This window comes from Nocardiopsis deserti (assembly GCF_008638355.1).
GTDB classification, from domain to species: Bacteria; Actinomycetota; Actinomycetes; order Streptosporangiales; family Streptosporangiaceae; genus Nocardiopsis; species Nocardiopsis alborubida.
The window spans coordinates 307964-320248 of record NZ_VWVS01000004.1; the positions used below are offsets into that span (position 1 = coordinate 307964).

6 protein-coding genes are annotated in these 12285 nt (G+C 70.0%); 5 read left to right on the forward strand and 1 reads right to left on the reverse strand.

Going from position 1 to position 12285, the window contains the following annotated elements:
• Nucleotides 1-16 precede the first annotated feature (16 nt).
• On the reverse strand, nucleotides 17-6253 hold the full coding sequence (locus tag FYW99_RS14075; RefSeq protein WP_150252492.1) for a protein kinase domain-containing protein: 6237 nt from the start codon (nucleotides 6251-6253) through the stop codon (nucleotides 17-19).
• A 611-nt stretch (nucleotides 6254-6864) separates the two neighbouring features.
• Here FYW99_RS14075 and FYW99_RS14080 point away from each other — a divergent pair.
• The 5 genes from FYW99_RS14080 (at nucleotide 6865) to FYW99_RS14100 (ending at nucleotide 12134) form a co-directional block, all read left to right on the forward strand.
• Entirely contained in the window at nucleotides 6865-8532 is a 1668-nt protein-coding gene (locus tag FYW99_RS14080) for an HsdM family class I SAM-dependent methyltransferase (RefSeq protein WP_150252493.1), read from the forward strand.
• A gap of 685 nt (nucleotides 8533-9217) precedes the next feature.
• Nucleotides 9218-9547 carry a Pepco domain-containing protein gene (locus FYW99_RS14085; RefSeq protein WP_150252494.1) on the forward strand — a complete coding sequence of 110 codons (330 nt, stop codon included), beginning with the start codon at nucleotides 9218-9220 and terminating at the stop codon, nucleotides 9545-9547.
• Nucleotides 9548-9565: 18 nt separating this feature from the next.
• Complete coding sequence (locus tag FYW99_RS14090) at nucleotides 9566-10450, forward strand: caspase family protein (protein WP_150252495.1); 885 nt, start codon at nucleotides 9566-9568, stop codon at nucleotides 10448-10450.
• A gap of 19 nt (nucleotides 10451-10469) precedes the next feature.
• Entirely contained in the window at nucleotides 10470-11018 is a 549-nt protein-coding gene (locus FYW99_RS14095) for a hypothetical protein (protein WP_150252496.1), read from the forward strand.
• A 183-nt stretch (nucleotides 11019-11201) separates the two neighbouring features.
• Nucleotides 11202-12134, forward strand: a complete 933-nt coding sequence (locus FYW99_RS14100; RefSeq protein WP_150252497.1) for a serine/threonine-protein kinase — start codon at nucleotides 11202-11204, stop codon at nucleotides 12132-12134.
• The last annotated feature ends 151 nt before the right edge of the window (nucleotides 12135-12285 follow it).

The following is a 12285-nucleotide window of genomic DNA, read 5'->3' on the forward strand; positions in this document are numbered from 1 at the left end:
CGGGGTCAGGCGGAGTTCATCGGCGCGAGCCGGGACCGAAGTAGGCCTCGTAGCGTGCGGCGACCTGTGTCCAGTCGGCGTCGTGGGGGACGCGCACCACGTCCCATCCGGCATCGACGAGGCGCTCCTCGGCCTCGGCGTCGCGTTCGGCGATTCGTGCGTCCTCGTGCACGGGGCCGTCCACGAACACCGCGACCCGGGCCCCGGCGATCCGGTAGACGAAGTCGGGCTTGGCCGAGGCCTCGGGGACCAGGACCTGGGCCTCGTCGGGCAGGCGGTGGCCGCGCTCCTTGAGCCAGGTGAGGAAGTCCTGTTCCAGGCTGGTGTCGGACTGGAAGCTGAGCGTCCTCATCTGGTCGGTGCGTGAGACGCCCTGGCCGGTGGGCAGGGTCTCGGAGTCGGCCAAGCGCAGCAGCAGGTGGCGCACCAGACGGCGGTCGATGAGCTGGTGGTGGGTCTGGTTGCCGTAGGTGAGCAGGCAGTCGTAGCAGCCGCGGGCGCACGCCGTGGCGGTGTCGGTGCCGTCGACGGGGTCGATGTGGCAGATCTCCAGGGCCCGGCGCGCCGCCTTGGCCAGGTTGGCCGGGACCGACTGGAGCTGGCGCAGTACGCCCGCGCCGCCCTCGGCGGCCTCGGTGAACAGCATCCGGTCGCGGGGGCCGTCGTCGGGGGGCAGCAGCTCACTGGTGAGTTCGGCGTCCTCCAGTTCGAAGGCGGCCTCGACGCCCCGCTCCAGGGCGTACATCAGCGTCAGCGCCTGCTCCTCGGGCAGGGCCTCGTGCAGATGCAGCACCACGATGTTGCGGCGGTCCTCGACGTAGGGGATGACGCGCTTCTTGTGGCCGCGCTCCTCGCCGCCGTCCTCGATCAGGGGCAGTTCGGCGGTGTCGCCGACCGCCTTCTTGGCGTCCTGCTCGTTGAGCCACTTGCCGGTGGCGGGATCGAGCCAGAAGCCGTCGAGGTCGCCGTCCTTGGCGCGCAGGCGGCCCAGGTTGGTGATGCGCACGGTCGCCGAGTCGCCGTAGTGCAGGGTGGCCAGCTTCCCTGCGGGGTCGGTGACCTGGGCGTCCTGGCGGCCCAGGCGCTCGCCGTGGTCCTGGAAGCGGTAGGAGGTCACCAGGCGGAAACCCGCCCGGCGGCGCTCCTCCTCGTCGGAGGAGATCTTCTCCCGCTTGGTGGTGTACACGGTGTGCAGCTGGAGGAGCCCGGGGGTGGGGGCGCCCAGCGGATGCCTGCACATCTGGCAGAGGTCGTCGCGCTTCTCCGGGTCGTGGTGGTAGCCGCACTGCCCGCACCGGTTGGCCTTGGTGGTGGCCAGGTCTCCGCTGGACTCCGGCGGCAGTTGGACACGGGTCACCTGGTAGCGGGAGCCCTCGTGGTAGATGAGGGCTCCGGGGCCGAACTCGCGGATGGCCACGAACCGGGGCCGCTGGAGGAAGTCGCCCTCCTCGAAGCGGCTGCGGCGGGTGGGAATGTAGGCGGCCAGGGGCAGGCGCGGGAAGGAGTAGCCGGGCAGGAAACCCTCGCTGGCCAGATACCGGTAGGGGTTGAAGTCGCTCAACAGCGACTTGCTGTCCTGGCTCTCGTTCTTGAGCAGGGCCAGCTGGGTCTCGGCCTCGGTGCGACGGCGCCCCGCGTTGCGGCGGTCGCGCTCGTTCAGCCCGTTGTGGTCCAGCACGCGGCGGTTCTGCTCGGCCTGGTCCACCAGGGCTGCGCGGAACAGGCCGCGCCAGCGGTCGAAGGCCCGGTCGAAGCGCTCGGGCGCGTTGCGCACGATGCGCTCCAGCCAGGAGTCGTCCCACCAGACCATCTTCTCCAGGTCCTCGAAGACGTCGGCGAAGACCTTGCGGGCGGCGGCGACGGCGCGGCGCTGGGCGGCGGGGTCGTCGATGGCGCTGCGCGCGGTGTCGTGCAGGGGCAGCACGGGGTCGGGGACGCGCTGCTCGCCGTCGTAGGCGACGTCGACGACCTCCGGGACGGCCCGGCCCAGCTTCAGGCCGGTCTCGGCCAGCCAGATCGCCTGGAGGTGGGCCACGGCCAGGTCCTCGTTGGCCAGGTCCAGGCGCGGCGGCTGCACCACTCCAGCCACCATCCGGTCCGACCTGCGGAAGTAGTACTGGTCGTGGCTGTTGCCGGTGGCGCAGTAGGTGGTCACCAGGGCGGGCTGGCCGCCGCGCCCGGCGCGTCCGCTGCGCTGGGCGTAGTTGGCGGGGGTGGGCGGGACGTTGCGCATCATCACCGCGTTGAGTTCCTTGATGTCCACCCCCAGCTCCATGGTGGGCGAGCAGTACAGCAGCTTCAGCTCGGCGTCGCTGAACGCCCCCTCGCGCTCCTCGCGGACCTGGGGCGGCACCTGGGCGGTGTGCTCGCGGGCCACCAGGCCGGTCAGGGAGGCGGCGGCGCCCAGGTAGAGGTCGCGGAAGAAGATGTTGACGCGGGGGCCGTCACCGCTGGCGTAGGTGCGGGTGAGCGGGTCCTGGGCGCCGAACTTGCCGTCCCCGGCCTTCCAGACCAGGCAGGCGGCGTCGACCTGGTAACCGGTGACGGCCTCGTCGTCGGTGCGGTGGAAGCGGTTGTGGCGGCCCTGGGGTGCCTCCCTCGTTCGGTGGAGCAGACCGTTGTCGGCCAGGATCTCCAGAAGCTGTCCGATGATGGTCTGGAGTTCGTCGGCATTCAGGGCCGCGAAGTGGGCCCGACGGAGGTACTTGGCGTACTTGCCGCGCCCGGACAGGAACAGCCCGGTGCGGTCCATACCCCGGCCCGAGGAGCGCGGGTAGGCGATCCCCACCCGGGGGCGATCGCCCTTGGACAGCACCCAGGGGTCGACCAGCCGGGTCTCGCTGGCCCCCTGGAGGGACTCGAAGGCCTCGTCCCGGAAGTAGGGGGTGTCGATGGCCAGGCCCCGGCGCATCTCGTCCATGAGGGCCCGCAGGATGACCCTGCGCACGTGGGGTTCGGCGTCGCGCAGTTCGGGTGCGGCCTTGGCCCAGCGGTCCTCCTGTTCGGCCACCCAGTCCAGGTCGGCGTAGTCCACCCGCAGCAGGCCGGTCTGCTCCAGGTTGGGCATGGTGACCCGCCAGCCGCGCTCCAGGTCCAGGTAGAGCCGGAAGGCGATGACGTCGCGCAGGGTACTGGCCGCCTGGCTGGCCAGGCGGGGCGGCAGGCTGGCGTTGCCGGTGTAGTCGGCGGGGTCCAGGGCCAGGGTGTCGGCGACCCGCGAGGCCAGGTTCTCGGAGGTCAGTCCCTCCTCCCCCGCCGCCTCCAGAGCCCGGTACAGGCCACCGCGCAGCTCGGTGACCTGCACGAAGTCGTTGAAGTGCCCGGCCTGGAGGGAGGCGTCCTGGCGGTTGTCCACGAAGGTCAGGAGCTTGCGGGCCTCCTTGGGCAGGGCTTCGGCGGGCACCGCCTTGAGGGCGCGCACGATGGTGCCCGAGACCAGGGAAGTGGCCGAGGAGCGGCCCTCCTGGGCGAGGCTGGCGAGCTTGGCGAAGTCCTTGCCGCGCTTGCTCTCGTAGCTGATCCCGCAGTGCAGGCAGAACAGGAACGGGGCGGGGATGAAGGCCGCCCTGAGCTCGCCCTGTCCTTCGTTGCCCCGGACGTCTACGGTGACGGCCCTGGGAATGTTGCCCCGGTAGTTCTTGTGGACGTTCTCCTGGTGGTTCTCGTCCAGCTCCAGCCAGGATTCGGGCAGCAGGCGCCGATTCAGGGCCTCCTCGACACTGGAGGGCCAGGGGGCCTCGGAGGAGACGTGCAGGTAGCCCTCGGCGGCCGCGTCGGAGGGTGCGTTGGCGTCGCGCCGGTGCTGGTAGACCGTGCCCTTGGCCGTCTCGGTGCGCCAGACGGTCATGTACTCCTGGCCGCACTCGCGGCAGAAGGCCAGGGGCAGCAGGATGTGGCCGTCGGAGCCGGGCTTCTCCAGCTGGTACTCGCGGGTGAGGTGGCGCTCCTCGGGGTCTTCGAGGGTGACGTGGATCGTGTCGCCCTTGGACAGGAACTGGTGCAGGCGGAAGGCGAACAGGGGGCGGCGGTTGCCCGGGTGGAAGGCCTCCGCACCCGCCTCCAGGGTGCGGCGGATGGCCTGGACGCACCGTTCCTCGGACACACCGGTGTCGCGGGCCAGGTCGGCGGCCACGGCCTCCACCTTGGTGGGCTTCTGGCGGACCAGGCGCCCGGTGGGGTCGATGGTCAGACCGAAGGTGGACTCGATCCACCGGGCCAGGGGGTCGTGGTACAGGTCGTTGTAGGAGCGCGGGGCGTCGTCCTCGGTCAGGCGCTCGGCCGGGATCCGGACGGGACCGTCCTCGGTGGCGCGGACCAGGGTCTCGGTGATGACGTTGTCGGGGCGCACCCGGGTGCCGAAGACCCTGGTGGCCACGTCGGCAACGACCGCCTTCTGGTCGTCGGCGGTGCCCTCGGAGGACATGGTGGCGGAGGTACCCACGCACTGCACGCCCGGGGCCTCGCAGGCCTGGCGGACCCGGCGGATGAGCAGGGCCACGTCGGCGCCCTGGCGGCCGCGGTAGGTGTGCAGCTCGTCGAAGACGAGGAAGTCCAGCCCGCGCGCCATCTTGATGAGGGAGGAGCGGTCGCCGGGGCGGGTGAGCATCAGCTCCAGCATCACGTAGTTGGTGAGCAGGATGTCCGGCGGATTGTCGCGCAGGGCCTTGCGCTTCTCCTCGCTCTCCTGGCCGGTGTAGCGGGCGAAGGTGACCGGTTCGCGACCCGCGCCGTAGCCGTTGACGAGGAACTTCTCCAGCTCCTTGAGCTGGCTGTTGGCCAGGGCGTTCATCGGGTAGACGATGATGGCGCGGACCCGGTTGGTGCGGCGGCCCTCGGCCCTCTCCCGGTCGCGCTCGCGCAGGACCCGGTCGACGATGGGCACGATGTAGCCCAGCGACTTGCCGGAGCCGGTGCCGGTGGTCAGGACGTAGGACTCGCCCGTCCGGGCGGCCTCGATCGCCTCGCGCTGGTGCCGGTGCAGGGTGAGGGGGCGGCCGTCGCTGACCGTACTGCCCTCGGTCTTGCCTGACTGGAAGACGCGCGCGGTCTCCTCGTGGAGCAGGCCCTCGCGGACGAGTTCGGGGACGGTGCCGCCGGAGGCGAAGAACGGGTTGAGAGACAGCCAGGGGTCGGGCCACTGGGACTTGGCGTCCAGGTCGTCCTTGAGGAAGTCGGCGATGCGGTCGTCACGGATGACCGTGCCGCCCTCGGTGAAGGCCCGGTACTCCTTGATGAGCTGGCCGTGCAGGGAGAACACGTCCATGACGCCCAGGGGCGCGTCGTGGACGCTGCGGCCGGTGGTGCTGTCGGGCAGGACCGCGGCGGGGGTGAGGACGGGCAGGTGGTCGCGCGGGTCGAAGTCGCCCCAGCCGCTGACCCGGCCGTCGTCGGTGGCCAGCGGCAAGAGGGTCTGACGGACCTCGGCGGCGTTGACGGGGCGCTCGGCGGGCTTCTTCCTGAGCAGCTGCTCGATGAGGTGGGTGAGCGGCGCGGGAAGGTCCGCGCGCAGCAGCCCCAGCGGCGGCACCTCGTCGTTGTTGTGCTTGTAGCCCAACTCGAAGTTGGTGGCGCCGTTGAAGGGCGGGGCGCCGGTGAGGAGTTCGTAGAGGACGCAGCCCAGGGCGTACAGGTCGGCGGCGGCGGTGACCTTGGCTCCCTCGAACTGCTCGGGTGCCATGTAGCGCGCGGTGCCGACGGTGGTGTCGGCGCTGGTGAGCTGGCTGAGGTCGGGGTCGTCGACGATCAGTCCCATGCCGAAGTCCAGGACCTTGACCCGGCCGCCGCGCGTGATCATCACGTTGGCGGGCTTGAGGTCGCGGTGGATGACGCCCTCGGCGTGGGCGGCGTAGAGGGCGTCGGCGGCCTGGGCGCCGATCGCGGCCACCCAGGAGACGGGCAGCTGGGGTTCCTCGTCGCTGAGGTCGCGCAGGGTGCGTCCGTCCAGGAGCTCCATGGCCAGGTAGGGCAGGTGGTCGCCGTCGGTGGTGTCCACTCCGCCGTCGACGATGTGGGGGACGCCGGGGTGGTCGAGGCGGCGCATGATGTCGACCTCGCGGGCGAAGCGGCGGACCGACTTGTGCTTGGGGTCGACCGGGGCGCCGGAGCGGCGGCGCAGGATCAGCTTGACCGCGACCTCGCGGTCGGGGGCGTCGGGGGCTGCCCCGGTGTCCTCGGCCCGGTGGACCTCGCCCATGTTGCCGCGGTCGATGATCCCCCTGAGCTGGAAGCGCCCCGCCACACACTGTCGTTCCATCGCTCTTCTCCCGCGCTCCGCCGTCCGCTGGTGCACACGAACGCGCACCCCCGTGCTTGCGGAGTGGGGCCGCGACGCCCATGAGTACACAGAACCCCGCCACTCAAACATGCTGGCGTCTGTTTACAGAGCAAACATACAACCGTGTGGAGACGGGGGACAACCCCGCTGGACGGAAACCAGCACCCGAGCAGGAGAGTGCACTCCAGCAGGGGGGTAGGCGGTCGGATGGCATTCACACCCTCTCGGAGGATGGGACGCGTCGTCCAGGGAAACGGATGACACAGAAGGCCCGTTCGGTGCCGAGCGGGGCAGGAGTGCCCCGGGAAATCACGCTTCAAACGGGCCTTTGGCCTCCTTCAGGGCTTATCTGTCTCACAGCCGCGCCCTGGTAGCGCCTCACGGCGCACGTACGGGGGCATGGACACTCCCTGTGAACAGCCAATCCGAGCACATCCTCGTGAACAGGCACCCCCACACATCCGGCGCGTGCACATGGGAGCCCACCCGCGCGGACAGCAGTGGGCACTCCCTACAGCAAAGAACCCCGCGTTAACAGGGCCAACAGCCCCTACCTGAGTTTCATGTACCAACCCGTGTACTGTGACCGTATGGACTCCAGGCAGCAGCAGGCCTCCGCAGAGGAACAGCAGGTCACCGCCGCTGACATCGCGCGCCTGGCCGGTGTCACCCGGGCGGCGGTCTCCAACTGGCGACGGCGACACGACGACTTCCCCTCTCCCACCGGCGGGACCTCCTCCAGCCCGCTGTTCGAGCTGGCGCGGGTCAGGAAGTGGCTGGAGAGCCAGAACAAGGTGACCGAGGAGTCCGCCGAGGTGCGGCTGTGGCACTCCCTGCGCGCGGACCACCCCGGACGAATGCTCCAAGGGCTGGCCGACACTGCCGAGTACCTGCGCGACGGCAGCCCGGGAGCACTCAGCGGGAGCACCGGGGAACTGGCCGACGCCCTGGCCGGGGAGACCTCGCCAGGGCAGGTCAGCGCCGCGCTCGCCGCGCGTTTCCTCGGCTCCGGGGAGCGCTCGGGCACCGCTCACGCCTCCACCGCGCGTCTGGTCCGTGCGGTGGCCGCCCTGGTCCGCTCTGACGCGCGCAGCGTCTTCGACCCCGCGTGTGGCATCGGCGCCCTGCTGCTGGCCGCGGGCGCACCGGACGCGCGACGCACCGGCCAGGACACCGATTCGGACGCGGCCCGGTTCACCCACGCGCGAGCGGCTCTGGAACACGGCGCGGAGGCCGACGTCCGCGTCGGCGACTCGCTCCGCGCGGATCAGTGGCCGGGGCACCAGGCGGAACTCGTGGTGTGTGACCCGCCGCCCGCCACCACCGACTGGGGCCGCGAGGAACTACTCATGGACCCCCGTTGGACACTGGCCCTGCCGCCTCGGGCCGAGGCCGAGCTGGCCTGGCTCCAGCACGCCTACGCGCACACCGCCCCCGGCGGGCAGACCGCGGTGGTGCTGTCCACCTCCTGCGCCTACCGGCGCACCGGCAGGCGCATCCGCGCCGAACTCGTGCGCAGCGGGCTGCTGACCGACGTCGTGGCCCTGCCCGCGGGGCTGGCCGCCACGCACTCCCAACCGGTCCACCTGTGGCTGCTGCGTCGGCCCCTGCACGATTCCGACACGGCGCCCGTGGTACGGATGTGGGATCTGGTCTCGTACGACCCCGACGGGCCGTGGAAGCTGCCCCCGGAGCCGGGAGCGGAGGTCCCCCTGATCGACCTGCTCGACGAGGAGGTCAACCTGAGCCCGGCTCGGCACGTGGGCCCCGACCTCAGCGAGCTTCCCGAGGCCTTCGCCTCCGCTCGCGCGGAGCTGGACCGCCTGGCCGGGGAGCTGCGCACCACTCTGCCCGCGCTCGGCGCCGGGTCCGTGGAACCGCTCGACGCCCGGGTGCGAGTGGCCGACCTCCTCGACGCGGGCCTGGTGGAACTGGACGGGGACACCCTGCGATCGGTCAGCGACCAGGTGGACACCGACTTCCTCCAGGGGTTTCTGCGCAGCCCGGCCAACACCCACCGCTCCACCAGTGCCAGCGGCACCTTCCGCACCGACGCCCGCGCCGCGCGCGTCCCCAAGATGGGCGTGGCGGAGCAGCGCCGCTACGGCGCCGCGTTTCGCGCCGTGGCCGATTTCGAGCAGCGCGCCAAGAAGTTCGCCGCGCTCGCCGACAAGGCCGCCGAGCTGGCCCGTGAGGGCCTGACCTCGGGGGCCCTGGTACCCGGAGAGCACGCACCGGACGGTTCGACGGCCGACTGAGGCCGGTGGGCTCCCACAGCGGTTCCGCGCTCTGAACACGGCGGCTCGCACCACACGCGCCCGCCGAGTCGGCGCCCGATCGCGATGGCGTCCCTTCGGCAGCGCCCGGCAGGGCACGCCCGCCCTGACCGTAAGAGGGAGGTCACGGGGCTGACCGAGGCGATGCTCCCGCCCGTCCAGGAGTCGAGGAGGCCGCCCGGACGGCCCTCGTATCGACCTCGCGGGGCAGAACGAAAAATACTCACCGGATTCGCCCGCCCGACGAAGAAAACATTCGAGGGCAGAAGTGCGCCCGCCGAACCGAAGTGACTTCATTCGGTGAGGACAGAACAGCCACCGGTGGCGGTCTCCGGCTCCCCGGCACCCTTGTGCACATGGTGCAGGGGACGGACAAATGGACACCGGTGACGAAAGGGCACTGCGCGCGGGCCAAACATTCGAAGAATGGCCGCTTCCGGACGTCGTGGACCATGGTTTTCCCGCACCGGGGCCCACGAAATGGGAACATCTATGCCAGGCGCGACGCTCCATAACAGAGAAGAGCGACACCGGGCCAGTGGCCAGGCACCCACAGAGACGAAACCCCAACACAGAGGGCCGGCACCGCCCTTTCGAATTCTTCACGTTCGGAGATGATCGGGCCGATACCGGACACCAGGAACATCGAGCGGAACGGGAAGCTCCGATGAACGAACCCGTGGAGACGCCGGAGACGCTCTCCTTTCTCGTCTCCGAAGAACCCGAGGACACGTCGCAGACCATGGGCCTCTTTCGCAGAGGCGAGCGCGAGGTCACCACCCACGACATCTCCACGGCCGCCCTGGCCAGGAACATCAAGGCCTCCGTCGCCCGCCTCCGGGAGGTCTTCTCCTCGGTCAGGGACGACGCGGGGCCCGGCATGAGGATCAGTCAGGTCCAGGTCCAGTTCGAGGTCACCGCCAAGGGCGGCGTCAACTTCATCGGCACCACCGAGGTCGGCTCCAAGGGTGCCATCACCCTGGTGTTCGACCTCTGAGGCGGAAAGCGGCGCGCCATGCAGCGGGCATTCCTTCTGGGGGTCGCCTCCTACCGCGACCCGAACATCCCCGACCTGGACTTCATCGCGAACGATCTCGACAAGGTCGGAGCGAGCCTGGAGAAGCGGGGGTTCACGGTGTCCCGAGCGAGTTCCACAGCGCCCACCCGCAACGAGGTCATCGCGGAGGTCGAGAGCTTCATCGCCTCCGGACGCAGGGAGGAGACCCTGGTCGTCTACCTGAGCGGCCACGGAGCACACTCGGCCGGGGTGGACTACCTGGTCCCCTCAGACGCGGTGCAGCACGTGCACGACCTCGGCGACGCCTGTGTCCGCGTCGACAAGTGGGCGGCGACCATATCGGACACGTCCGCCGCCAACGTCGTCTTCCTGGTCGACGCCTGCCGCGAGGGCTTCGACCAGGCCACGGTCATGGGTGCGGTGGGCCGACGCCGTGCGTGGAGCCGGGGACGGATAGCCGTGTCCGCGCACCGTAAGTGGGCGTTCGTCTTCAGCTGTGGGTCCGGTCAGGTCTCGAGTTACGTATCCGAGGACGACGGGCTGTCCTGGAGCGCGTTCTCCAAAGCCTTCTGCTCGGTTCTGGAGTCCGACGACTGCCCCGGCGACGTACACGGTGTGAAAGACCTCCTCCAGGAAAAACTGAACAGGATTCTCAGCGAGCAACGAAAACCCGGACAATCCGTGACGGTGCGGAGCGAACACAGCTCTTCGTCGATCACGCTCATCCCCGGTCTGCCACATGTGCCGCCCGACCCCGCTGAGACCTCAGGGGGTGACAGCGGCGCACAGGACTCCGGCTGGGTCGAGAACGCGAAGAAGGCCGGGTATACGACGTTGGGCTTCTTTCTGGGCGCCTTGGGAAACAACTCCGGAAACCAGTGAAACAGAAGGGTCGTACCTGATGAGCGGTGAGATCGAGAGGACGACCTCCTACCGGGTCCTCCCCCACGACATCAACATCCCTGTCAAGGACTCCTCCTCGGGGAGGCCGACCGTCTGCCCGCTGGAGGACTCCGACCGCCAGATCAGGGTCACCGACGTGCGGGTCGAGAACGGCATGCTGGCCAGCAGGGCCCAGAAGCCCTACTTCAAGGAGAAGGACCTCGTCATCTTCTTCACCCGCAAGAACGACGCGGGCGTGACGCGGACCTACACCTACCACCCCGGCTACCTGGGCATGGCCCGCCCGGCAGGGGGCCTGGCGACCGCGACGGCCGGGGTGCTCCTCAAGATCAAACAGCACAACGACGACAAGAAGAACCCCCAGAACAACTCGATCAGCCATGTCGCGGGGGATTCGCTGATCTTCGCGGGGAGCAGCAGCGTGTTGCTGCGCATGGACGAGATCAAGGCGACGTACCAGGACGCCAGGCAGTTCCCCCAGTCCGGTTACTACGATGAGAAGAACGAACTCTTCCTGCACGGGGCGTACTACATCGAACAGGGGTGAGGCCCCACCTGGTCGGTCCTCCCCAGGATGCGCAGCTCTCCCGCTAGAACTCGTCCCCGGGTTCGCCGCTCCGGTCCGGACCGCGTTCGTCCGTTCTCGACCCGGGTGGTGAACCCGGACAGCGGCGGCGCGGGATGCGGTAGCGTCGGGCGAAAACCCCGGCGGGCGGGAGAGCTTGGAAGTATGACCGGTGCGGAACGCCTCCTGGACGGGCGCTACAGGCTGAGTCCGACACCGCTCGCACGCGGCGGCATGGGCCAGGTCTGGGTGGGCCACGACACCCGCCTGGACCGGGAGGTCGCGGTCAAGTTCCTCCACTTCCCCGACGGCATGGAGGACCCCGACATGGTGCGCCGCTTCCGCCGGGAGGCGCGCATCACCGCGGGGCTCCAACACCCCGGAGTCCCCGCGGTGTTCGACACCGGCACCGAGGACGGACTGCCCTACCTGGTGATGCAGCGCGTTCACGGCATCGGCGTGCACGACCTGGTCGCCGAGCAGGAACGCCTCTCCGTGAGTTGGGCGGCGTGCGTGACCGCGCAGGTGTGCTCGGTGCTCAGCGTCGCCCACCGGGCCCGCCTGGTACACCGCGACCTCAAGCCCGCCAACCTGATCCTGGAGCCCGACGGCGGCGTCAAGGTGCTCGACTTCGGGCTGGCCGTGGCGCTGGGACGCCCCGACATGTCGCAGATCACCCGGACCGGGCACACCCCCGGCACCCCCGCGTACATGGCTCCCGAGCAGCTGCTGAACGGGGAGAGCACGGCGCACAGCGACCTGTACGCGCTGGGGTGCGTGCTGTACGAGATGCTCACCGGTCAGCGGCTCTTCTCCGCCTCCACCTCCTTCGGGCTGGCCTCCAAACAGGTCAGCGAAACACCCCGCGACGTGCGATCGCTGCGTCCGGACGTACCGAGGGAGGTCTGCGACGTCGTCACGGCGCTGCTGGAGAAGAAGCCCGAGGAGCGCCCGCGCGACGCCAACGAGGTGTACAGGCGCCTGATCGGCTTCGTCACCGGCCTCGAAGCGCTGCCCGGAGTCCTGCACCCGCCCTCGCTGCCCAGCCCGCACCGGATGTACGGCACCGCGCTGGGACGCGTCTTCGGTCAGTCGTGACAGCCGCGTCCTGGTGCGGCGGGGCCGACCGATCCGTGTAACGACTGGACAACCGGAACTCGGGCCCACGCGTCTTCTGGCACGGGGGAAACTAGCGTGGAAGACGCACAGCCCCAGCCCCCGTCCGTCCCCGAGGATGTGCCACCCCCAG